Source organism: Alloalcanivorax gelatiniphagus, from assembly GCF_005938655.1.
GTDB classification, from domain to species: domain Bacteria; phylum Pseudomonadota; class Gammaproteobacteria; order Pseudomonadales; family Alcanivoracaceae; genus Alloalcanivorax; species Alloalcanivorax gelatiniphagus.
Genome location: NZ_VCQT01000022.1, coordinates 45,812 through 69,204 on the forward strand (window position 1 = coordinate 45,812; position 23,393 = coordinate 69,204).

At 65.9% G+C, this 23,393-nt stretch carries 18 protein-coding genes and 1 tRNA gene; 4 read left to right on the forward strand and 15 right to left on the reverse strand.

Annotated features, from left to right (window positions below):
* Window positions 1-50 precede the first annotated feature (50 nt).
* The 8 genes from tviB to FGS76_RS05800 form a co-directional block, all read right to left on the reverse strand.
* Window positions 51-1,319 (reverse strand): Vi polysaccharide biosynthesis UDP-N-acetylglucosamine C-6 dehydrogenase TviB, encoded by a 1,269-nt coding sequence (tviB, locus tag FGS76_RS05765; RefSeq protein ID WP_138771678.1) that lies wholly within the window; start codon window positions 1,317-1,319, stop codon window positions 51-53.
* Between the two features lie 16 nt (window positions 1,320-1,335).
* Window positions 1,336-3,546 (reverse strand): polysaccharide biosynthesis tyrosine autokinase, encoded by a 2,211-nt coding sequence (locus FGS76_RS05770; RefSeq protein ID WP_138771679.1) that lies wholly within the window; start codon window positions 3,544-3,546, stop codon window positions 1,336-1,338.
* An 18-nt stretch (window positions 3,547-3,564) separates the two neighbouring features.
* Window positions 3,565-3,996: a low molecular weight protein-tyrosine-phosphatase gene (locus FGS76_RS05775; protein ID WP_138771680.1), complete on the reverse strand. Its 432-nt coding sequence runs from the start codon at window positions 3,994-3,996 to the stop codon at window positions 3,565-3,567.
* Window positions 3,997-5,121 (reverse strand): polysaccharide export protein, encoded by a 1,125-nt coding sequence (locus FGS76_RS05780; RefSeq protein ID WP_138771681.1) that lies wholly within the window; start codon window positions 5,119-5,121, stop codon window positions 3,997-3,999. It abuts the gene before it with no gap.
* 31 nt (window positions 5,122-5,152) lie between these two features.
* Window positions 5,153-6,616 carry a capsule assembly Wzi family protein gene (locus FGS76_RS05785; RefSeq protein ID WP_138771682.1) on the reverse strand — a complete coding sequence of 488 codons (1,464 nt, stop codon included), beginning with the start codon at window positions 6,614-6,616 and terminating at the stop codon, window positions 5,153-5,155.
* Window positions 6,617-6,737: 121 nt separating this feature from the next.
* Window positions 6,738-8,084 carry a UDP-glucose dehydrogenase family protein gene (locus tag FGS76_RS05790; protein WP_138771683.1) on the reverse strand — a complete coding sequence of 449 codons (1,347 nt, stop codon included), beginning with the start codon at window positions 8,082-8,084 and terminating at the stop codon, window positions 6,738-6,740.
* A 158-nt stretch (window positions 8,085-8,242) separates the two neighbouring features.
* Window positions 8,243-8,758, reverse strand: coding sequence for a transcription/translation regulatory transformer protein RfaH (gene rfaH / locus FGS76_RS05795; protein WP_170214409.1), 516 nt, complete (start codon window positions 8,756-8,758; stop codon window positions 8,243-8,245).
* 350 nt (window positions 8,759-9,108) lie between these two features.
* On the reverse strand, window positions 9,109-9,561 hold the full coding sequence (locus FGS76_RS05800; protein WP_170214410.1) for a hypothetical protein: 453 nt from the start codon (window positions 9,559-9,561) through the stop codon (window positions 9,109-9,111).
* 229 nt (window positions 9,562-9,790) lie between these two features.
* On the opposite strand from FGS76_RS05800, the gene FGS76_RS05805 reads away from it, so the two are divergent.
* Entirely contained in the window at window positions 9,791-11,773 is a 1,983-nt protein-coding gene (locus FGS76_RS05805) for an O-linked N-acetylglucosamine transferase, SPINDLY family protein (RefSeq protein WP_170214411.1), read from the forward strand.
* Window positions 11,774-11,841: 68 nt separating this feature from the next.
* Here FGS76_RS05805 and cysC read toward each other — a convergent pair whose 3' ends face one another.
* From cysC to uvrB, 7 genes are all read right to left on the reverse strand, one after another.
* A complete protein-coding gene (cysC, locus tag FGS76_RS05810; RefSeq protein WP_138771687.1) occupies window positions 11,842-12,459 on the reverse strand; it encodes an adenylyl-sulfate kinase in 618 nt (205 codons plus the stop codon).
* 66 nt (window positions 12,460-12,525) lie between these two features.
* Window positions 12,526-12,870 (reverse strand): four helix bundle protein, encoded by a 345-nt coding sequence (locus FGS76_RS05815; protein WP_138771688.1) that lies wholly within the window; start codon window positions 12,868-12,870, stop codon window positions 12,526-12,528.
* Between the two features lie 64 nt (window positions 12,871-12,934).
* Complete coding sequence (locus FGS76_RS05820) at window positions 12,935-14,716, reverse strand: SLC13 family permease (RefSeq protein WP_138771689.1); 1,782 nt, start codon at window positions 14,714-14,716, stop codon at window positions 12,935-12,937.
* A 269-nt stretch (window positions 14,717-14,985) separates the two neighbouring features.
* Window positions 14,986-15,384, reverse strand: a complete 399-nt coding sequence (locus FGS76_RS05825; protein WP_138771690.1) for a DUF1330 domain-containing protein — start codon at window positions 15,382-15,384, stop codon at window positions 14,986-14,988.
* A 133-nt stretch (window positions 15,385-15,517) separates the two neighbouring features.
* Window positions 15,518-16,105, reverse strand: a complete 588-nt coding sequence (locus FGS76_RS05830) for an IMPACT family protein (RefSeq protein WP_138771691.1) — start codon at window positions 16,103-16,105, stop codon at window positions 15,518-15,520.
* Complete coding sequence (locus FGS76_RS05835) at window positions 16,102-17,079, reverse strand: quinone oxidoreductase family protein (protein ID WP_138771692.1); 978 nt, start codon at window positions 17,077-17,079, stop codon at window positions 16,102-16,104. The genes FGS76_RS05830 and FGS76_RS05835 overlap by 4 nt, the downstream gene beginning before the upstream one ends.
* A 179-nt stretch (window positions 17,080-17,258) precedes the next feature.
* Window positions 17,259-19,274 (reverse strand): excinuclease ABC subunit UvrB, encoded by a 2,016-nt coding sequence (uvrB, locus tag FGS76_RS05840; protein ID WP_138771693.1) that lies wholly within the window; start codon window positions 19,272-19,274, stop codon window positions 17,259-17,261.
* A 200-nt stretch (window positions 19,275-19,474) separates the two neighbouring features.
* Here uvrB and FGS76_RS05845 point away from each other — a divergent pair, with 200 nt between their 5' ends.
* The 3 genes from FGS76_RS05845 to FGS76_RS05855 all read left to right on the forward strand — a co-directional run bounded on the left by FGS76_RS05845 (window position 19,475) and on the right by FGS76_RS05855 (window position 23,185).
* Window positions 19,475-20,665 carry a pyridoxal phosphate-dependent aminotransferase gene (locus FGS76_RS05845; protein WP_138771694.1) on the forward strand — a complete coding sequence of 397 codons (1,191 nt, stop codon included), beginning with the start codon at window positions 19,475-19,477 and terminating at the stop codon, window positions 20,663-20,665.
* Window positions 20,666-20,732: 67 nt separating this feature from the next.
* Window positions 20,733-20,808: transfer RNA gene (locus tag FGS76_RS05850), tRNA-Asn, on the forward strand.
* Window positions 20,809-21,550: 742 nt separating this feature from the next.
* On the forward strand, window positions 21,551-23,185 hold the full coding sequence (locus FGS76_RS05855; RefSeq protein WP_138771695.1) for an S-layer protein: 1,635 nt from the start codon (window positions 21,551-21,553) through the stop codon (window positions 23,183-23,185).
* The last annotated feature ends 208 nt before the right edge of the window (window positions 23,186-23,393 follow it).

A 23,393-nucleotide genomic window follows, 5' to 3' on the forward strand; every position in this document is an offset into this window, starting at 1 on the left:
TTTCGCGGTTGAAACCGCTCCTACATGAGGGAGGGGTAAGAGCGGAGGAGTTAGAGGCGGAGATCCACCGCTTCCTTGGGCAGGATGTACTTCAGGTCGTAGAGCACATGGTCGTCGCGGCCCAGGCGGCGGATAGCCTCGGCGCCCATGTCCTTGAACTGGTGGTGGCCCACGGCCAGCACGATGCCGTCGTAGTCCCCGTCCCGGGGGGCCTCGATGGGCTGGATGCCGTATTCGTGGTGGGCCTCGTCCGGGTTGATCCAGGGGTCGTACACGTCCACCCGCACATTGTATTCCGCCAATTCGTTGACCACGTCCACCACCCGGGTGTTGCGCAGGTCCGGGCAGTTTTCCTTGAAGGTAAGACCCATTACCAGTACCCGGGCGCCGTTCACCTGGATGCAGCGGGCCAGCAGCGCTTTGACCAGCTGGCTGGCCACGTAGCGGCCCATGCCGTCGTTGATGCGCCGGCCGGAGAGGATCACCTGGGGGTGGTAGCCGATGGCCTCGGCCTTGTGGGTCAGGTAGTAGGGGTCCACGCCGATGCAGTGGCCGCCCACCAGGCCGGGCCGGAACGGCAGGAAGTTCCACTTGGTGCCGGCGGCTTCCAGCACTTCCTGGGTGTCGATGTCCAGGCGGTTGAAGATCATCGACAGCTCATTGATCAGGGCGATGTTCAGGTCGCGCTGGGTGTTCTCGATCACCTTGGCCGCTTCCGCCACCTTGATGGACGAGGCTTTGTGGGTGCCGGCGGTGACGATGGAGGCGTACAGGTCGTTGACAGTGTCCGCCACTTCCGGGGTGGAGCCGGCGGTCACCTTCTTGATGGTGGTGACCCGGTGTTCCTTGTCGCCCGGGTTGATGCGCTCCGGGCTGTAGCCGGCGAAGAAGTCCTGGTTGAAGGTCAGGCCGGAGACCCGCTCCAGCACCGGCACGCAGTCTTCCTCGGTGGCGCCGGGGTAGACGGTGGACTCGTAGACCACGATGTCGCCTTTCTTGAGCGTCTTGCCGATGGTCTCGGAGGCGCGGATCAGCGGCGTCAGATCCGGGCGGCGGTGCCCGTCGATGGGGGTGGGCACGGTGACGATGTAGACGTTGCAGTCCTTGAGGTCGTCGGTATCGGCGCTGAAGGTCAGGCCGCCGGCTTCCGCCAGTTCTTCATCGGACACTTCCAGGGTGCTGTCGTGGCCGTCCTGCAGGGCGCGAATGCGCCGGGCGTTGATGTCGAACCCCACCACCGGGCGGTGTTTACCGAATTCCACGGCCAGGGGCAGGCCGACGTAGCCGAGGCCGACCACGGCCAGTTTGAGGTTGTCCATGTGGGCTTCCTTGAGGTTAATCCTTGCTGTCGTACTTGTAGGCGTAGTAGCCGTATTCGTTGGAGGCGCGGCGTTCGATGCAGTTGAGGATCACGCCTTTGATTTCCACTTTGTTCTGGTCGAAGCGGTTGATGGATACATCCACTTCCTTTACCGAGTTCTGGCCGAAGCGGGCCACCAGCAGGCTGGTGCCGGCCAGCTGGCCGATAATGGAGGCATCGGTCACCGCCAGCACCGGCGGGGTGTCCACCAGCACCAGGTCGTAGCGTTGCGACAGCTCTTCCATCAGTTGCTGGAAGCGCGGGTGCATCAGCAGCTCGGAGGGGTTGGGCGGCACCTGGCCCCGGGGCAGGAAGTCCAGGTTGTCGATGTCGGTGCCCGCCATCACCGCGTCCAGGTCGGCCTGGCCGGACAGGATCGTGGACAGCCCCTGCTGGCCGTTGAGGCCGAAGTAGCGGTGCAGATGGCCCTTGCGCATGTCCGCGTCCACCACCGCCACCTTCTGGCCCACCTGGGCCAGTACCGTGGCCAGGTTGGCGGTGATAAAGGACTTGCCCACTTCCGGGCTGGGGCCGGAGATCATCAGCACCTTGTTGCTGGCTTCCATGGTGGCGAAGTGCAGGCTGGTGCGCAGACTGCGCAGGGCCTCCACCGCCAGGTCGCCGGGGTCGTTCACCGCCAGCAGCGGCGCGGGCTCGCCATGGGCGCGGCGTTTGCGGCGGCGCAGCATGTCGGCCACCCGGTCGCGGCGGGCCTGCTCCTCGGAGAGCGGTACGGCGGCGTACACCGGGATGCCCAGTTCCTCCAGCTCATCCGGGGATTCGATGCCCCGGCGCAGCAGGCCGGCGGCCAGCACCACGGCGGCGGTGAGCAAAAAGCCCAGGCCGGTGCACAGCGCCAGAATCAGGCGCTTCTTGGGCGCCACCGCGCCGGGGTAGACCACGGCGTCGTCGATAATGCGCACATTGCCCACGGTGCTGGCCTTGAGAATACGCAGCTCCTGGGCCCGGTTAAGCAGGCTCACATAGAGCTGCTGGTCCACTTCCACGTCGCGCATCAGGCGCAGGATTTCCTGCTGGGTCTCCGGCAGATCGCCGATCTGATCGTTGAGCCGTGCCTTCTGGGCTTCCAGGGAGCGGCGCTGTTCCAGCAGGGTACGGTAGGCCGGGTGTTCCTTGGTGTAGCGGGCGGCCACCTCGCTTTCCTTGATCTTCAGGTCGTTGAGCTTGGCGTCCATGTCCACCAGCCGGCCGAGCAGGGACTGGGTCTCCATGTCGATGTCCACGGAGTCGCTGTTAGACCGGTAGGCGTTCAGCTTTTCCTCGGCCTCGTTGAGGGTGTCGCGCACCTCGGGAAGCTGCTCGTTGAGAAACTCCAGGCTGTTTTCCGCTTCCGCCGCCTGACGCTTCACGTTCTGCATCAGGTAGGCTTCGCTGATGGCATCGAGAATGGCGCGGGCGCGGGCCGGGTCCGGGCCGGTGAGGCTGATATTGAGCATGCCGGTGTCGCGGCCCTGCTCTTCCACGGTCAGGCTGCCACGGATGCTATTGACGGCGGACAGCATGGACAGGCGGGTCAGGTTGAAGGTCTCGCCGGCGGGCTCCCAGGTGGACAGGCGCAGCACCACCTGGCCGTCCTCGCCGGTGAGCGGCTGGTCGGCGGGGCTGCTGGCGATCAGCCGGTCGCCCAGGTACAGGGCCGGCTGGCCGCCGTCACCGGGGCGCAGCTCGAAGGTGCGGCCCCGGTAGGCCTCCGGCACCTGGAATTCCGCCACCACCACGGTGGCGTCGCCGTCGCGCACGCTGGCGGGCACCGCCCGGCCGGCGTCGTCCACCACGCCCGGGGCGAACTGGAATCGGCCAATCAGCGGCAGGGGCTGGGGGGCGATGCGGGTGTCCAGGCGCAGCTGGTCCACCACCTCGCCCAGCACCATGCGCGAGCGCAGGATGGCGATTTCCGCCGCGGTGGACGATTCCGCGCCGCCCAGGGCCCGGTCCAGCTGGTCCAGGCCGAGCATGCCGCCCTGCTTCTTTTCGATCTGCAGCAGGCCCTCCGCCTTGTAGATGGGCACTGCCATCTGCACATAGACCAGCCCCAGCACGAAGGCCAGCAGCGCCGCCCCCAGGATCAGCCAGCGGCCATCCACCAGCAGCGCCCACAGGCGCTGCAGATCGATGTCGTCGTCCGTGGTGGCCGGGCGTCCCCGAGAAGCGTGCTGGTCGGTCATTCCTGCGTTTTCCTTTTTCTAGAGTTTGGCGGCCCAGGCGGCCACCGCGTCGCGGATCATGGGATGGATGCGTTCGTGGACTTCCCGGGACTGGCGGAACGGGTCGGGAATGTCGCGGCCGCCGGTCCAGTGGGTCAGCAGCATGGTCTTGCCACTGGCCTCCGGAAAGCGCTGGATGATGCGCTCGCGCTGGCGGCCTTCCATCACCAGGATCAGGTCCGCCAGGCGGCACAGTTCGCCGGTGAGTTTGCGCGCCCGGTGCTGGTCGCCGCCCTGCATGCCGTGGGCCTCGGCCACCGCCAGGGCGGTGGCGTCCATGCCGTGGCCTTCCAGGCCCACCAGGCCGGCGGAGGTGACCTCCACCCCGGGCTTGTGCGCGGCCAGCAGGCCAGCGGCGGTGGGGCTGCGACAGATATTGCCGTCGCAGACCACCAGCACATGCTTAAACAATCAATTATCCCTCAGCTCGTCTTCGGCCTGACTCCCGAGATAAAGAGCGCTTGCCGTCGGCACAAGCAAACTGAGCACCCGGTTCCAGCGGGCCAGCGGCGCGGCGGTGACGTAGACGATGTCGCGGGACTGCAGGGTGAAACTGTCCGCCAGCACCAGGGCGGCGGCGTCCTTGGCGTTAAGCTGGTAGACGTCGATGCCGTGGTCGGCGCCGGCCGGCGCCTTGCGGAACACGAACACCCCGGAGGCGTCGGAGGAGCGCGGGTCCAGGCCGCCCTTTTCGGACAGGGCCTCGGCCAGGGTCATGCCGTTGCGGCCCATGGGCAGGCTGGAGGGGCGCATCACCTCGCCGAGCACGAACACCTTGTTCTCTTCCGCGCGGGCCACGTTGATCACGTCACCGGGCTGCAGCAGGATGTTCTGCGCCGCGTTGCCGTCCTGGTAGATGTTGCGCAGGGACAGGCTGTAGTCGCGACCGTCCCGGGTCAGCAGCACGTTGGACCAATCGGCGGTTTCGCTGATGCCGCCGGCGGCGCTGATGGCGTCCACCAGGCGCAGGGGAATATTGGTGATCGGGTAGGTACCGGGCTGGCCCACGGAGCCGGTGACGTAGACCTTCTTGCTGCGGAAGGCGGCCACGGTCACGTCCACCTGGGGGTTCTCGATGTACTGGCCCAGGCGTCGGGTGATCATGGCGCGGATTTCGTTCACGTTCAGGCCGGCCACCTCCACGGTGCCCACATAGGGGTAGAAGATGGTGCCGTCGTTGTGCACCCAGTTGCCGGATTCCGTGGAGCTGCGCTGGGAGCCGGCGGGGATGGTCAGCTCCGGGTGGTCCCAGACGGTGACGTTGAGCACGTCGCCGGGGCCCACTTCGTAGTCGTAGTCCTCGGACACCGATTCCAGCCCTTCCGGGGTGCCGATGGCGGTGTCGGTTTTGGGGTCATTGAGGATGGCGGTGCTGATCTGGTGCACGCGGATGATGTCCGGCAGCGCCTCGGCGTCGGCGCCGTCGTCCTCGGCGAACCAGCCGGGGGACTCGGAATGGTGGGACCCGGGCACCACCGTGCAGCCGCCCAACAAAAGCACCGGCAGCGCGGCGGAGAGTAACCGTAATGCGTTCATGTTCCCTGAATCACTCCGTTCGTTGTCTTTTTTACCAGGCGAAGCTGCGTTGCCATTGGGCCATGGCGGTGACCCGCTCGCGTTCGCCGTCGAAGGTGTCGATGGGGTCGTCACTGGCGGCCAGGGCCCAGGTCATGCGTCCGCCCAGCAGGCCATGCTCCAGGCGCAGCTCGGCGACCACCACGTCCTGTTCGTCCACCGCCTGCAGGATCTCGGCGCCGCCCTCCGCGACCACCGCCCGTTTGCCGCCGCCGGCGTTGAGGGTGGCGTTGGTGAGCGCGGCGGTGGCCACCCAGCCGTTGCGGAAGAACTGCTGCAGCCCCAGCGTCAGGGTGCGGGCGTCCCCTTCGAAGGTGGTGGCCAGATTACGGCCGTAATAGCGGAAGCCGCTTTGATAGGTGCTGTGCTCGTAGGCGGTGTTGTAGCGGGCGTCGCTGAAGGTGCGGCCGGCCACGGTGTCCGAGGCTTCCAGGAAGAACCGCTGGTGGCCCTCGCCCAGGCCGGTGAGCAGGTCCAGGCCCGCCAGGGTGGAGAACTTGGACGGCAGGCCGCCGGCCTCGTCCTCGCCCATGGCCTGGCCGTACAGGCCGGTGGGCACGCCGAACACCGGGAAGCTGGCGCGGAAATCGAGACCGGCCACCTGGTTGCTGGGGTCGTCTTCCTCGGCGAAGCCGGTGCTCTGGCCGTTGTCCTTGCCGATCAGCGCGTCCTTGAATGAATCCAGGCCGTCCGGGCGCCCTTCCCCACCCCACTGGAACAGCCGGGTCAGGCCGATCTGCAGAAAATTCGCCGGGCGGAAGGTGAAGCGGCCGCCGATCAGTTTGGCGTCGGGTACCGCCCGGTCCTGCTCCAGCTGGCCGGCGAAGCCCTGGAAGTCCCAGGGGCCGATCCAGGACAGCCAGCGGGAGCGCGGCGCGTAGGGGGTTTGCCGGCCGAACCACAGGCCGGTGACCGGGCGGGCGTTGTTGGACAGCGCCAGGGAGCTGTGCCAGCCCGGGCCCCACCAGCGGTCGATGGCACCGGCGCCGAGCTGCCAGTTGCCGAAGCGGCCGGCCACGTAGCTGCCGTCCAGGCGGGCTTCCCGGTCTTCCCGGTCGTTGTCCACGTATTGGGCGCGCACCCGGGCGGCGAAGCGGCGGCCGGTGACGCTCACCGCGGCGGAGGCGTCGGCCTCGCCCCGGGGCTGGTCGCCGTAGTGGCGGAACAGGGGTTCGTCGTTGGCGCCGCCGACGGTGAGCGTGGCGGTGCGGCCGGCGGTCTTGGCGCGGTCCAGGCGGGCGCGCAGCCAGGCGGCGTGTTCGGTGGCCTGGCAGGCGTCGCTGGCGCCGTTGAGGCCGTGGGCCACCGCCGACCAGTTGAGCGGCCAGGTCAGGGTCAGGCCGTCGAAACAGCCCTGGGCGGACAGCGCTTCAATATGGTGGCGGGCCTGCAGGTCACCGGTTTCCACCCAGGGGGCGGTCCAGGAGGCGGCGCCCGCGGCGCCGCTCAGGCCCATCCCCAAAATCAGGGCAAAGGCCCCCTTACATCTGTTGCCCGGGTTCACCACAAGCGCGTTCCTGCTACCAGATCGTTTAGGTTCTGTCGTAGATATCCGAAAAAGGCATTCTACATGCCGGCTACTGAATTGCGACACGTACCGACTCGCCGCGCCCCACCGCGTAATAGAGCAATCCGGCCTGACGCACGGCGGCCGGCTCATACAGATTGCGACCATCCACCACTATCGGCAGGGCCAGGGTTTTCTTGATGGTGGCAAAATCGGCCACCCGGAATTCCTTCCACTCGGTGCAGATCACCAGGGCATCGGCCCCTTCCAGAGCCTGATAGCGCTGGTCCACCAGTGTCAGGTCCTGCCGCTCGCCGTACAGCCGGCGGCATTCCTCGGCGGCCTCCGGGTCGTAGGCGCGCACCCGGCCGCCGGCGCTCCATACGGCTTCCATCAGCGCACGGCTGGGAGCTTCACGCATATCGTCGGTGCTGGGTTTGAACGCCAGTCCCCAGACCGCCACGGTGCGGCCGGCCAGGTCGCCGTCGAAGGCCGCCGCCAGCTTGTCGAACAGGGTTCTTTTCTGTTGCTCATTGACCGCTTCCACCGCGCTCAGAATGCGGGCCTGGTAGCCCACCTCCCGGGCGGTTCGCTCCAGAGCCTTGACGTCCTTTGGGAAGCAGGACCCGCCGTAACCACAGCCTGGATAAATAAATTGGTAGCCGATGCGCGGGTCGGAGCCGATGCCCAGGCGGACCTGTTCGATGTCGGCCCCCAGCCGTTCGGCCAGATTGGCCATTTCGTTCATAAAGCTGATCTTGGTGGCAAGCATGGCGTTGGCGGCGTACTTGGTCAGTTCCGCGGATCGAGCGTCCATGAACACCAGCTTGTCGTGATTACGGCTATAGGGCGCGTAGCATTCGCGCATCAGCTCACGAACCCGATTGGAGTCGGTACCCACCACGATGCGCGCACCACGGGTAAAGTCCTCGATGGCGGCGCCTTCTTTGAGGAACTCCGGATTGGAACACACGTCGTAGTCAATCCGAGCGCCTCTCGCCACCAGGGCCTCGGCGAGCGCGCCGTGCACCCGGTCTGCGGTGCCCACCGGCACGGTGGATTTGTTGACCACCAGTTTGTAGTCGTCCATGTGCCGGCCAATGGTGGCGGCCACCTCCAACACGTAGCGCATATCGGCGGAACCGTCTTCGTCCGGCGGTGTGCCCACGGCGATGAACTGCAGGGCGCCGAAGGCCACGCCAGCAGCGGCGTCATTGGTGAAGGACAGGCGGCCCTCAGCCCGGTTGTGGACCACCAACGGCGCGAGGCCCGGCTCATAAATGGGCACCTCGCCACGGTTCAGGGCGTCCACTTTGGCGGGGTCCACATCCACGCAGAGCACCTCATGCCCGGCGTCCGCCAGGCAGGCACCGGTGACCAACCCCACATAACCGGTGCCAAAAATCGTGATTCGCATCCCTTGGCCTTTCCAAATAAACAGTCGAATGTCGTGCCGGCGGAAGCATACAGGGCATCGGCCGCTCCGGGCACGCTACCGCCACAGGGTTTGCCGTCAATTCCCCGGGAACGGTCCGTTGTCGCCTCGGGCGCGGTGGCCGCGCCGTTGTTCGCGCCTCAGTGACGCGCCGCCAGCGGGCGCACGTCTTTCAGGGCCAGGTTCAGCCGGTGCTGTTTGTGCAGCATCTCCAGCAGAACGATGGCCCGCTGTTCGCCGTCGTAGGCCTGGAAGGTGGCTTCCAGGTTGGCGAAGGGGCCGTTTTCGATGCGCAGCCGGTCGCCGGCGCGGATCGCCGGACGGGTGTCCGCATCGTCGGAATCGTTGACGGCCCCCTGGATCAGCGCGTCCACCACGCTATCGGGCACCCGGGCCGGCTGATCGCCGAACGCCACCAGCCGGTTGACGCCGCGCGTGGAGCGCACGGTGTGCCAACTGGGGCCATAATCCTGGAATTGGACGAACAGGTAACCGGGGAACAGGGGTTCGGTGCGATGGGTGCGCCGGCCGGCGCGCAGCTTCTCCACGCGGAGACACGGCTGGAAGCAGGTGAAGCCTTGGTTTTCCAGGTTTTCCTGGGCGCGGAAATTCTGGTTGGCGCGGCATTGGACCACGTACCAAGCGTTGCTACTCATACCCTGCTTCCATAAGTGGGTGTGTCCGGCGGGCCGAACGATTCCGTTAACTGCACAATTGCCGCAGAAGCTTAGCGCGAAACGGGCCATTTTGCCCCTTTCTTCACGCTGAAATTTGTTGGCATTGTTTTACTGCCTGGCGCGCAAAGGCCCAACTGCCGTGCAATTTGTTTGTGTGGCAAGCATGACATTGAAGTGATGCGCGGTCCATCGTCCCGCATGTCGGGACAACCGGTGGCAACCGGAGCGGCAATGGCGTTCTCGGCATCTCAGGGGCAGAGTGTGGACGTTCTGGTTACCCGAACTCAATTTAGAAAAATTATTGCTTACATTCGTGGCGTTTGCCGCCGCTATTGCGTGGGGTTGCGACCGGCCTGCATTTCCAGGGTGAGTTCCTCGGAGGTGAATTCCAGCTCGTCCTCGTCATGTTCGTCGTATTCGTCGGAGATATCGCGCATGGCGCCGCTAATGCGGGCATCCGGAAAGGCGCGCCCGAGATCACGCATAAGCGCCAGCAGCAGCGCGGGGCCATTCTTCTGGTCCGGGGCCAGGAACACCACCTCCACACCGTGGCCGTCCGGGATGATGGTACGGCGAGGCTGACCCAGGCCGCCGCCGTCCTCGGGATAGGGGTAATCCGTGACAGTCCGCCCGAACCGGTTCACCCCTTCGATCTCCAGGTCGTCGCGGGCGGCCACGAAGCGCCTGACGTCGGGCACGGTGTCTTCTTCACCCTGTGGGAAACAAAGCTGAAACCAGACCTTGTAGGCCATGCCTTTCTCCTCCCTGAATTTTTCGGTCATTACCGACCTTCAATGGCCATTGGCACAATAGTACCAAAATGCTATCGCCCAGCCAAGCCGCCAGTGACCCATTGTCATTATGGTTAAATCTCAGGACCGGTTTTTCAATGCGCGGTTCCCTCATTAATGCCGGCCTTGCCATGGCGGCCATGGTTTTATCCGCCCTCTTCCGACCCGGCGGCGCCACCGACCTACCCGCCAGCCCGGAATGACGGTATTGTTGCCGCCCATGACTGAGCACCCGGAACAGACCCTGAAGCGCGCCCTGGCCTTGATCGGCGATGGCCGGCTGGAAGACGCCCTGGCACTGCTGGCGCCGCTGGCGGCGCGCCACCCGGGCGTGCCGGCGGCGGTAATCAACCATGGCGAGCTGCTGCGCCGCCTGGGCCGCTTCGACGAGGCGGTGGCGGTGCTGGAGAAGGCGGTGGCAAGGCTGCCGGACCTGCCGGTGGCGCGCTTTAATCTGGCCCTGGCGCTGCGCGGCGCCGGTCGGCTGGAGGACGCCCTGGCGGTGTACCGGGAAGCGCTGCGCCGCCAGCCGGACCACGGCGACGGCTGGTACAACCAGGGTAACACCCTGCTCGACAGCGGCCGGGACGAAGAGGCGGTGGCCAGCTACCGCCGGGCCCTGCAGCACCTGCCGCCGGCCCGCCAGCCGCGCACCCTCAACAACCTGGGCAGCGCCCTGATTCTGCTGCGCCGCCCCACCGAGGCGGCGGCGCCGCTGCGCGACGCCCTGGCGCTGGCACCGGACTACGCCGACGCCCATCTGAATCTGGCGGTGGCCAATGAGCGCCAGGGACAGATGGCGTCGGCGGCGGCCGGTTACCGGCGCGTCAGCGCCCTGCGGCCGGACCATTGGTGGCATGAACTGCACGCCGATCTTTTGTGCCCAGACGTGTTCGACGACAACGCCGCCATCGACGCCTGGCAGGACGGCTATGCCGCCACCCTGGCGCGCTGGCGGGACCGGCCAGGCCAGTTGGACCCGGCCCACCTGCATCACAGCGGCGCCGAGCCGCCGCCCACCCTGATGTACCAGGGCCGCGCGGACCTGGCCGTGAAAAGCGCCCACGCGGATCTGCTGGCGCCGCGCCTGCCCGACTACCAGCCGCCGGCGGCGCGCACCGGCGGCGACCGCCGGCGCATCGGCATGGTGGTCAATCACGGCCACGAGGGCATCTTTATCCGCAGCGTGCTGGGCCTGCTGCCGCGCCTCGACCGGCAACGCTTCGAGATCGTGGTGGCGGTGACCCGCCCGGCACTGGATCGCACCCGGGCGGCCCTGGGCGAGGACGGCATCACCTGGCTGGCGCTCGATCCGCGGGTGGACCAGGCCGCCGCCCAGCTGCGCGCGGCGCGACTGGACCTGCTTTATCACTGGGAGGTGGGTTCGGACTCGTTCAACTACTTCCTGCCGTGGCTGCGGCCGGCGCCGCTGCAGTACACCAGCTGGGCCTGGCCGTTGACCACCGGCATCCCGGCGATGGATTTCTTCCTGTCGTCGGATCTGGTGGAACCGGCGGACGCGGCGCACCGTTACCGGGAAAACCTGATCACCATGCCCGGCAACATGTTCACCTGGACCACGCCCCCGGAGCCGCCGTCGCGGCCGCCCACCCGTGGCGATTTTGGTCTGCCGGAACGGGCCAACCTGTACCTGTGCGCACAGAACCCGCGCAAGATTCACCCGGACTTCGACCCGCTGGTGGCGGCCATTCTGGAGCGCGACCCGCTCGGCCGGGTGCTGCTGATCGGCAGCCAGGAAGGCGCCGAAACCGCGCCCCTGCGCCGGCGCCTGCAACGGCGCCTGGGGCCCCTGGCGGAGCGTATCACCCTGCTGCCCCGCCAATCCCGGCAGCGTTACCTGGGCCTGCTCGGCCTGGCGGACGTGGTCCTGGACCCGCCCCACTACAGCGGCGCCAACACCAGCTACGACGCCCTTGGCCTGGCGCTGCCGCTGATCACCCTGCCCTCGCCCCTGCTGCGTGGCCATTTCACCGCCGGCCTCTATGGCCGCATGGGCCTCAACGGCCTGATCGCCCGGGACCCGGACCACTACGTGGACCTGGCCGTCGCCCTGGCCACCGACCCGGCCCTGCGCGCCCATTGGCGCGACACCCTGCGCCAGCACAACGGCGCCCTGTTCCATGACGAGCGGGCGGTGCGGGAATTAGAGGACGCCTGGGAGCGGATGCTGGGCGACGGGTGATGGTGCGGGTATCGCGGCTGAAGCCGCTCCTACGGCTGATGTAGGAGCGGCTTCAGCCGCGATGGGGCTTACACGCCGATGGCGGCGATCAGCTGTTTGACGCAGGTTTCGATGTCGTTCTCGGCGGTGTTGATCACCACCTCGGCGCGGTCCGGGGCCTCGTAGGGGCTGTCGATGCCGGTGAATTCCTTGATCTCGCCGGCGCGGGCTTTCTTGTACAGGCCCTTGGGGTCGCGCTCTTCGCATTTTTCCAGGGGCGCATCGACGAACACTTCCACGAACTCGCCGTCCTCGAACAGCGCGCGGGCGGCGTCCCGGTCGGCGCGGAACGGGCTGATAAAGGCGGTGACCACCACCAGCCCGGCGTCCACCATCAGCTTCGCCACCTCGGACACCCGGCGGATGTTTTCGGTACGGTCTTCATCGCTCATGCCCAGGTTCTTGTTCAACCCGTGGCGCACGTTGTCGCCGTCCAGCAGGTAGGTGTGCTTACCCTGCTCGGTGAGCGCCACTTCCAAAGCGTTGGCCAGCGTCGACTTGCCGGACCCGGACAGGCCGGTGAGCCAGATGCACTTCGGCACTTGGGATTTGGCGTCGGCCCGATCCTGCTTGGTGATGTGGGTTTGGTGCCAGATGACTTCGGCTTGGGAGTCGTTTTTGCGGCGTTGGTAGGGGGTGTCGGTCATCGTCTTTCCCGTTCGGTTCGCAGTTGCAAGTTAAAAGTTAAAAGTTGAAAGGGAGCGCCCTCTCAACTATCGATGTTCGATGCCTGCAATCAGGCTTTGGATCATGCGCGAGATCTCTCTTACCTCGCGCAACCAATGGGACGCCGTCTCGGTGTCCAGATACTCAATTTCTCTCGCTATGTATATTTGCGTTCGTAGTTCGCCCGCGGAGCCTTTGGCATAGCTCCAGAATCGTGCCCGGTCCCTGGTAGAGAGCCGCTCGTAGCCCTCAGCGAGATTACAGGGTACGGACAAGCCACTGCGGGTAATCTGGTCACGAAACCCGAAGTCCCTGGACTGCGCAAAATACCTGTAAATATCGGCGCTCAGCCGCGCCGATCGTCTCCATACTTCCAAATCCTCGAAGCGCATCCTTGCCCTCCTGATTCCATCCACCGGCTACAAAGCCGCCCTTTTAACTTTGAACTTTTAACTTTCAACTCACCCCGAACGGCCAGAATACCGGAATCAAAGCCATCGTGACCGCCGCCGCCAGGATCGACATCGGCACGCCAATACGCAGGTAATCCGTGAAGCGGTAGCCGCCGGGGCCCATGACCATGAGGTTGGTTTGGTAGCCCAGGGGGGTCATGAAGCTGGCGCTGGCGGCGAACATGACGGCGACGATGTAGGGCATGGGCGAGACGCCCAGGTGGTCGGCGACGCCGGTGGCGATGGGGAATACCAGCACGGCGGCGGCGTTGTTGGTGATTACCTCGGTGAACAGGGCGGTGATCAGGTAGACCATCAGCAGGGCCAGCCAGGGGCTGTCGATGCCCAGGCCCATCAGCTGGTTGACGATGAAGGCGGCGGTGCCGCTTTCTTCCAGGGCGGTGCCGAGGGCGAAGGCGGCGCCGATCACCACCAGCACCGGCAGGTTGACGCTCACGTTCATGCGCGCGCGGTTGACGGTGACGCAGCGGGTGGCGAGCAGCAGGCCGGCGGCGACAAAGGCGGCTTCCAGCACCGACAGCAGGCCCAGCACGTTGATCGCCACCATGCCCACCAGGATGGCGGTGGCCAGGGGCGCGCGGCTGAAGTCCGGCGGGGTGGAGTCGCTGAGCGGGCTGACCAGCATGAAGTCGCGGCGGTAGCGGTATTGCTCGACGAAGGTCTGGCCGGTTTCCAGCAGCAAGGTGTCGCCGACCCGCAGCACCTGCTCGCCGACCTTGCCGGGCTGGCGGTGCCCGCCCCGGCTGATGCTGAGGATGGCGGCCTGGTAGCGGGTGCGGAAGGCGCTGTCCTTGACGGTGTGGTTGAGGCCGGGAAATTCCGGGCCGATCACCACTTCCACCAGGCAGCGCTGGTGGTTGGTGAGCTTGAGCTTGTGGGCGCCGCCGTGGGCCGGCACCAGGCCGTTGATGCGCTGCAGCTCGCGGGCGCAGTCCGGGGCGCCGATAAAGGCGAGCTGGTCGCCGGCCAGGATCTGCATGTCCGGGCCCACGGCGGTGTAGAGCTTGTCGCCGCGCTGGATTTCGGTGAGGTAGCCGTGGGTCAGGTTGCGCAGGCCGGCGTCCTGGATGGTTTTGTTGTGCAGCGGGCTGCCCTCCGGCACCACCATCTCCACGTGGTATTCGCGGGCCCGTTCCACCTGCTCCACCAGGCCGGCCCGGTTCGGCAGCAGACGGCGGCCGAGCAGCAGCAGAAAGACGGAGCCGGCCAGCAGCAGCGGCACGCCCACCCAGGCCAGGTCGAAGATATGGAAGCCGTCCAGGCCCCGGCGCTGCATCATGCCGTCCACCACCAGGTTGGTGCTGGTGCCGATCAGGGTGCAGGTACCGCCGAGGATGGCCGCGTAGCTGAGCGGCAGCAGCAACTGGGAGGCGGACAGCTTGAGACGCTGGGCCCACTCCTGCACCGCCGGGATCATCATCGCCACCACCGTGGTGTTGTTGAGGAAGGCGCTGAGCAGAGCGGTGGGGGCGATCAGGCGGGTCTGGCTGCCGGTCAGGGTTTTCGGCTGGCCCAGCAGCTTGTGGGCGATCCAGTAGATGGCGCCGGTGTCGCGCAGGGCGGCGGCCACCACGTAGAGCACCGCCACGGTCATCAGCCCCGGGTTGGCGAAGCCGGCCAGGGCCTGGTCCGGCGTGATCACGTCGCCCACCAGCACCGCCACCAGGGCGGCCATCATGGTCACTTCGGCGGGCACCCGGTTGCTTGCCAGGGCGCCGAGCACGGCGACCACGACCAGCGAGGTGAACAGAATATCCGGCGTCATGGTGGCCAAGGCTCCAGCGGTCTGGTGGTCCGGGAATGGCTGGATGGTAGCGGTTTTTTTATAACCTGCAAGCAGCGGTTGGTTCTTTGCTTATAGCGGTTTGGTTTGGGCAGGATCGCGACTGAAGTCGCTCCTACGGTTCATAGGATGTTGTAGGAGCGACTTCAGTCGCGATTCCCCGGCCCATAGGAGATGGTAGAAGCGACTTCAGCCGCGATCCCCCGGCCCATAGGAGATGGTAGAAGCGACTTCAGCCGCGAAAGCCGCGTTTATTTCTCCTGGTTGCAGATCAGCCGGGCTTCTTCCAGGGCGGCGGTGCGATGTTTGGTCGCTTCCCGGTATTCCGGGTCCGCCAGCATGGTGGCGAACGCCTGGATCGACGGGTAGCGCACCAGCAGCACCTCGTCCCAGTGCTCGTCCTCCGGGGCGATCACGCCGGCCAGGGTGTGGCCGCTCCAGACCATCTCGCCGCCCACGCCCTGGACTTTCTGGAACGCCACCTTGGAATAGCGGCGGTAGGCTTCGCGGCCGTCGTAATCGGCTTCGCCGTCCTTGTAGCGGGCTTTGTCGCGGAAGCGCAGCAGGTTGAGCATGACGATGGGGGTGTCGGCGGGAATGCTTTTGAGAATGTCCGGCAGGCGTTTGGGATCCGGGTCGACCACGGGCATGGGGGGCTCCTGTTGTTGTCATCGATATCGCCCCCCAGGGTGCCGCCTGCGGCCGCTGGCGCCAATGACCGATTGCGTCAAAGCCATGGCGGGATTTGCGGGCGGCCGCGATAGAGACCCGGTAGGAGCGGTTTCAACCGCGATCCATACCCTGCGCCGCACAAAAGGCGTCCAACTCCGCCACCCGTGCCTCCGGCAGGGTCAGGCGCACGCGCACCCGCTCGCCGTAGTCGATCTCATCGAGCTGGCCGTCGTGCTGGTCGCACCAATGCCGCAGGGGCTGCTCGTGGGCAAAATCCAGCACCAGGGTGACGGTGCACTCCGGCACCTGCTCGATCACCTCCATGGCGGACAGCACCGCCTCGGCGGCGCCGGCGTAGGCGCGTACCAGCCCGCCGGCACCGAGTTTCACGCCGCCGAAGTAGCGGATCACCACCACCATCACGTCGCCCACGCCCTTGTGCTGGATGACGTTGAAGATCGGCTTGCCGGCGGTGCCGGAGGGTTCGCCGTCGTCGTTCATGGCGCCGTGGCCGGAGTTGGGCGCGCCGATCAGCCAGGCGTGGCAATGGTGGGTGGCGTCCGGGTAGCGGGCGCGGGCCGCCTCGAGTACCGCCTGCCCTTCCGCGCGGCTGCGCACCGGGCGCAACCAGGCGATAAAGCGGCTTTTGTTGATCTCCAGCTCGCGGTCCACCGGGCCGCCGGGGACGGGATAGGTCATTGCACCCGCAGCACCACGGCGCCGTGGGTTTTGCGGGCCTCCATGTCCTGATGGGCGCGGCCCACGTCCTTGAGGTCGTAGATCGCCGGGGCGGCGGGGGTCAGGGTGCCGTCCTGGAGGGCGGTGAAGAACTCAGCGGCGACCTGGTCGCGGCGCGCCAGGTCGCCGATGTAATGGCCGAGCATGGGCCGGGTCACGGTGAGCGAGGCCGCGGCCAGGCGCGGCATGGCCAGCGGCTCCACCGGGCCGGAGGACTGGCCGAAGTTGACCAGATGGCCGCGCGGGGCCAGACAGGCCAGGGAACCGTAGAAGGTGTCCTTGCCCACGGAGTCATAGGCGACCTGCACGCCACGGCCGTCGGTGATCGTCTTGACCGCTTCCGTCACGTCCTGCTCGCGGTAGAGAATCACATGGTCGCAGCCCTGGGCGCGGGCCTGCTCGGCCTTGGCCTCGCTGCCCACGGTGCCGATCACGGTGGCGCCCAGGTGGTGCGCCCACTGGCACAGCAACTGGCCAACGCCGCCGGCGGCGGCCTGCACCAGCAGGGTGTGGCCGGGCTTGAGGGCGAACACGTCGGTCATCAGCACCCGGGCGGTGAGGCCACGCACCATCATGCCGGCCACCAGGGTGTCGTCCAGGCCGTCCGGCAGACGCACCGCGTTGTCGGCCTTGATCAACCGCTCTTCCGCGTAGGCGCCGTAGCCGTGGGCGATGTAGGCCACCCGGTCGCCGACCTGGAAGCGGTCCACGCCCTCGCCCACCGCCAGCACCTCGCCGGCCCCTTCCAGGCCGGGCACGCCGGGCAGCGGCAGGGTCTGATACAGGCCGGAGCGCACATAGATGTCGTGGAAGTTGACCCCCACGGCGGTTTGCTTGAGATGCAGCTCACCGGGCCCGGGGACGCCGATCTCGATGGGCTCGGCTTTCAGAACCTCGGGGCCGCCGGCTTCGTGCATCACCATGGCGATGGGCATGGGAACTCCTTACTTCACGAATGAGGGCACACAGGATACAGCCCCCTTCGCCTTATCGCCGTTTTTTCCACCCCAAAACCGCCCTCTAAGCCCCAAATTTCCCCCAAAAAACAGCCCTAAACCCAATAAAAACAACCCCTTACCGGGGTCCGACCCCGGCAACGCCCCGGCAACGGCCGCTAGCGCATGAAGCCTTCTTCGCGGAGTTGGTGGATTTTGTCGCGGACGGCGGCGGCCTGTTCGAACTCCAGGTTCTTGGCGTGCTCCATCATTTCCGCTTCCAGCTTTTCGATGTCCTTGGCCACTTCCGCCGGGGAGCGGGCCACGTATTTGCCTTTGTCCTCCGCCACCTTGCGGTTGCGTTTGCGGTCCGGCTGGCCGGCGCCGGTGGTGTAGGCGTCGTCCATGATGTCGCGGACCATTTTCTTGAGCCCCTGGGGGGTGATGCCCTGTTCCTTGTTGTGGGCGATCTGCTTGTTCCGGCGGCGCTCGGTTTCGTCCATGGCGCGGCGCATGGAGCCGGTGATTTCGTCCGCGTAGAGGATGGCGCGGCCATTGAGGTTGCGCGCCGCCCGACCGATGGTCTGGATCAGCGAGCGCTCGGCGCGCAGGAAGCCTTCCTTGTCGGCGTCCAGGATCGCCACCAGGGCCACCTCCGGCATGTCCAGGCCCTCGCGGAGCAGGTTGATGCCCACCAGCACGTCGAACTTGCCCAGGCGCAGGTCGCGGATGATTTCCACCCGCTCCACGGTGTCGATGTCGGAGTGCAGGTAGCGCACCTTGACGCCGTGCTCGTTGAGGTACTCGGTGAGGTCCTCGGCCATGCGCTTGGTGAGCGTGGTGACCAGCACCCGCTCGCCCTTCTGCACCGACTCGCGCACCTCGCCGAGCAGGTCGTCCACCTGGCTGCCCGCCGGGCGCACCTCGATGGCCGGGTCCACCAGGCCGGTGGGCCGCACCACCTGCTCCACCACCTGACCGGCGAATTTCTGTTCATAGGGGCCCGGGGTGGCGGAGACGAACACCATCTGCGGCGCCAGCCGTTCCCACTCCTCGAATTTGAGCGGCCGGTTGTCCAGGGCCGAGGGCAGCCGGAAGCCGAACTCCACCAGTGTTTCCTTGCGCGAGCGGTCGCCTTTGTACATGCCGCCGAGCTGGGGAATGGTGACGTGGGATTCGTCCACGATCAGCATGGCGTCCTCGGGCAGGTAGTCGAACAGGGTGGGCGGCGCCTCGCCGGGCTGGCGGCCGGAAAACAGCCGCGAGTAGTTTTCCACGCCGTTGCAGTAGCCCAGCTCCTGCAGCATCTCGATGTCGAAGCGGGTGCGCTGCTCCAGCCGCTGGGCTTCCACCAGCTTGTTGTTGTCCTTGAGCGTCTTGAGCCGGTCGTCCAGCTCGACCTTGATCTGGTCGATGGCCTTGAGCACCGTCTCCCGGGGGGTCACGTAGTGGCTCTTCGGGTAGATGGTGATGCGCCCCACCCGCTTGATCACCTCGCCGGTGAGCGGGTCGAAGATGCTGATGTCCTCGACCTCGTCGTCGAACAGCTCGATGCGCACCGCCTCTTTCTCTTCCTCCGCCGGGAAGATGTCGATGACGTCGCCGCGCACCCGGTAGGTGGCGCGGCGGAAGTCCATCTCGTTTCGGGTGTACTGCAGCTCGGCGAGCCGGCGCAGCAGGTCGCGCTGGTCGATGCGGTCGCCGCGCACCAGGTGCAGCACCATGGCGTGGTAGCTGGCCGGGTCGCCCAGGCCGTAGATGGCGGACACGGTGGCGACGATGATGGTGTCGCGGCGCTCCAGGATCGCCTTGGTGGCGGACAGGCGCATCTGCTCGATGTGCTCGTTCACCGAGGCGTCCTTCTCGATGAAGGTGTCGGAGCTGGGGACGTAGGCTTCCGGCTGGTAGTAGTCGTAGTAGGAGACGAAGTACTCCACCGCGTTCTCCGGGAAGAACGCCTTGAACTCCCCGTAGAGCTGAGCGGCCAGGGTCTTGTTGGGCGCCAGGATAATGGTGGGCCGCTGGACCTGCTGGATCACGTTGGCCATGGTGAAGGTCTTGCCGGAGCCGGTCACGCCGAGCAGGGTCTGGTGGCCCAGGCCATCGTGAATGCCCTCCACCAGACTGGCGATGGCGGTGGGCTGATCGCCGGCGGGCTGGTACTCCGAATGCAGCTTGAAGGCGGTGTCCGTCATGGGATTCCTGATAGGTGGTGGCTCCCCCCTTGCTGTAGGAGCGGCTTCAGCCGCGATGCCCTTCGCGGCTGAAGCCGCTCCTACAAGGGAGACTCTGAATACGGTAGTATTGGCTACCCTGAACCGCGCCACGGCGCGCCGTCCAGGGTGCCCCCGGCATGGCGCCCGGGGCGTCAACTCATTAGAGAGATGAGGAGTGCATGTCCGATATCAACCTTTCCGACCGCGTACAACGCATCAAGCCTTCCCCGACGCTGGCGATTACTTCCAAAGCCGCTGAACTGCGTGCCGAGGGCAAGGACATCATCGGCCTGGGCGCGGGCGAGCCGGATTTCGATACCCCGGATCATATCAAACAGGCCGCCATCGAGGCGATCAACGCCGGTAAAACCAAGTATACCCCGGTGGACGGCACTCCCGGCCTGAAGAAGGCCATCATCGCCAAATTCAAGAACGAGAACAGCCTGGACTACGAGGCCAACCAGATCCTGGTGTCCAGCGGCGGCAAGCAGAGCTTCTTCAACATGGCCCTGGCGCTGTTCAACGACGGCGACGAGGCGATCATCCCGGCGCCCTACTGGGTGAGCTACCCGGACATGGTGAAAGTGGCCGGCGGCGTGCCGGTGATCCTGGAAACCGACGTGGACAGCCGCTTCAAGATCACCCCGGAACAGCTGGAAAAGGCGATCACGCCGAAGACCCGCCTGTTCGTGATCAACAGCCCGTCCAACCCGTCCGGCATGGCCTACTCCGAAGAGGAACTGGCCGCCCTGGGCGAGGTGCTCAAGAAGCACCCGGACATCGTGGTCGCCACCGACGACATGTACGAGCACATCCTTTGGACCGGCAAGCCGTTCGTGAACATCGTCAACGCCTGCCCGGAGCTGTATGACCGCACCGTGGTGATGAACGGCGTGTCCAAGGCCTACTCCATGACCGGCTGGCGGATCGGCTACGCCGGCGGCCCGCAGAAGCTGATCGCGGCCATGAAGAAGGTGCAGAGCCAGAGCACCTCCAACCCGGCCTCCATCAGCCAGGCCGCCGCCGAGGCCGCCCTGTCCGGCGACCAGCAGTGCGTGAAGGACATGGTCAAGGCGTTCAAGGAACGTCACGACTATGTGGTGGACGCTCTCAACAAGCTGCCGGGCGTGACCTGCGCCGCCGGCGACGGCACCTTCTACGCCTTCCCGGACTTCTCCGGCGCCATCGCCGCCATGGACGGGGTGGAAAGCTGCACCGACCTGGCCGCCAAACTGCTGGAGACCGCGGAAGTGGCCCTGGTACCCGGTTCCGCCTTCGGCGCCCCGGGCTGCCTGCGCCTGTCCTTCGCCACCGGCATGGACACCCTGAAAGAGGCGATCCGTCGCATCGAGCAGGCGCTGTCTAAATAAGCAGCAAACGGTCCCCGGGGTGTTGACGACCCCGGGGGTCGCCACTACTATACGCGCCTCAAGTTATTCCGCCTTAGCTCAGTTGGTAGAGCAGCTGACTGTTAATCAGCGGGTCGCTGGTTCGAGCCCAGCAGGCGGAGCCAAATAGGAAACCCCGGCATCGAAAGATGACGGGGTTTTTTATTTGGCTCTGAATGTTTACCTGGCGTAGCCCAGCAGGGTGAGCGGGGAATTGTGAAAGCACCGCTTTCACCCCGCGAACGCCCCGTCGCATGCAGGCGACGGGGCCGGGGGAGCCAAATTATAAGGGCCCGTCCACCAGGCAAGCCCTTTTTCGTTGCCCGGCCCCAACCGTAGGTGCGACTTCAGTCGCGATCACCGCGATGCCATCGGCATCGCGGCTGAAGCCGCTCCTACACAGCTAAGCTATCAAGACGCCGGCCGCGTGAGGCCCTTCCAGGGAGCCAATTAGAAGGACCTGCCCACCAGGCAAGCCCTTTTTCGTTGCCCGGCCCCACCGTAGGTGCGACTTCAGTCGCGATCAGCGGGATGCCATCGGCATCGCGGCTGAAGCCGCTCCTACACAGCTAAGCTATCAAGACGCCGGCCGCGTGAGGCCCTTCCAGGGAGCCAACTAGAAGGACCTGCCCACCAGGCAAGCCCTTTTTCGTTGCCCGGCCCCAACCGTAGGAGCGACTTCAGTCGCGATCAGCGGCGGAGCTCTCTTCATCGCGACTGAAGTCGCTCCTACGGCAACCTCCAATCACCATCGGACATCCCCGGCCACACCACCTCATCGCGCCCGGTCACCATCCCGTCACACTCTCTCCCTATGGTGCTTTTTTCCTAATCGGGCGCTGGCCCTTTTTGCCTGGAGAAGTACCCATGAATGTTCGCGCTGTTTCCCCCTTTTCCCGTCGTGCGCGTTGGTCGCTGTTGGCCTGCGCGGTGGCTTTGAGTGCCTGCGGCGGCGATAGCGACCATGATCCGGTGGGGGCGACCGATCCGGCGCCGCCGGAGGCGCGGTCCGGCGGCTGGACCCACGGCGATCTGCATGTGCACACCTATCAGTCCAACGATGCCCAGGTGTCGCTGGAAAGCGTGCTCGACGATGGGCTGGACCGCTACGGCCTGGATTGGATGGCGCTTTCCAATCATCTGCGCATGTCCGATCGCGACCATACCGGCACCGGCCTGCAGGGCGGCGGCATTCCTTTTTCCCGGGGACTGGTGGAGTACGAGAAGCCCTATGTGGAACAGGCCCAGGCCGAGGGTCGCTACAAGGGCAAGACCATTTTCTCCACGGTGGAGTGGGACATGCCCACCCATGACCATGTGAACATCGGCATCGGCCTGGAAGACCCCTACGGCGATGACAGCCTGCGGGCGGTGGCGGAGTTCGAGTATATGTTCACCAACCGGGACCCGGCCCTGTTCGATGCCGACCTGGTGGATTTCCTGAGCGACCAGACCCGCGCCTACTCCACCCATGCGGACTCGCTGAAGGCACTGGAATGGTTGCGCGACAACCGCCCGGACAGCTACATGCTGCTGAACCATCCGAACCGCTATATGAACAAGTACACGGTGGCCCAGCTCCGCGAGATGAACGATCTGGCGCCGGACATCTTCTTCGCCATCGAGGGCATGGTGGGTAACCAGATGGAGCCGGATCGGGGCGGTTACGTGGAAGCCTATACCGATGCCAATCTGACTTCGCGCACCTACGGCGGCACCGACTACATCGTGGCCAAGCTGGGCGGCCCCTGGGACGCGCTGCTGGGCGAGGGCCGGCGCATCTGGACGGTGGCCAACTCCGACTACCATTTCACCACCGCCCAGGGCCGCTACAGCAGCGGCTATGCGCCCGGTGAGTACGCCAAGACCTATGTGTGGCTGGAAGACGATGCCCACACGCCGGCCGACCTACTCGCGGCGCTGCGCGGCGGCCGTCTGTTCGGGGTGTTCGGCGATCTGATCGACGCGCTGGATTTCCGCGCCGAGGGCGCCGGGGAAACGGCGGTAATGGGTGGCGATCTGGCGGTGTCCCAGGGCGACCAGGTGCGGGTGACCATTCGCTTTCGCAGCCCGGAAAGCAACCATTACGAGTACCCGCTGGAAAGCGGCCACAAGGTCAACGCACGGCCGGTGGTGGACCATGTGGACCTGATCGTCGGCGACGTCACCGCGCCGGCCTCGCCGCAGGACCCGGACTACGCCGACGCCACCAACCCGAGCACCCGGGTGGTGGCCCGTTTCAATGCCAACGACTGGACCGTGGATGAGGACGGCTTCGCCACCCTTACCCACAGCGTGACGATCACCGGCGATCAGTACCTGCGTTTGCGCGGTACCAACCTGGCGCCCGATGTGGCGGATGAAACCGTGGACGGCGAACCGCAGCCGGACCGCAAGGTGGATCTGAGCAACGACGCGGCACGTTTCGATGCGATCAACGCGCGCAACTTCAACGATCTTTGGTTCTATTCAAACCCCATCTTCGTATCCGTGAAACGCTGAACACTGACCGGAGTCGGGCGCCCTGCCCGACTCCTTTTTTAAATTTTGTTAATTTAGCGCAACCGTTCACACGTTCTTGAAGTAACCGTTCACAAACCCCGCAACACACCCGCTTTCACCCCGCTCGAAGCCATTAGACTCCCCTGTCAACCACGCCAGTGATGGCCCGGTTCCCCCTTCCAATGGAACCGGATGCATGACATCGAGG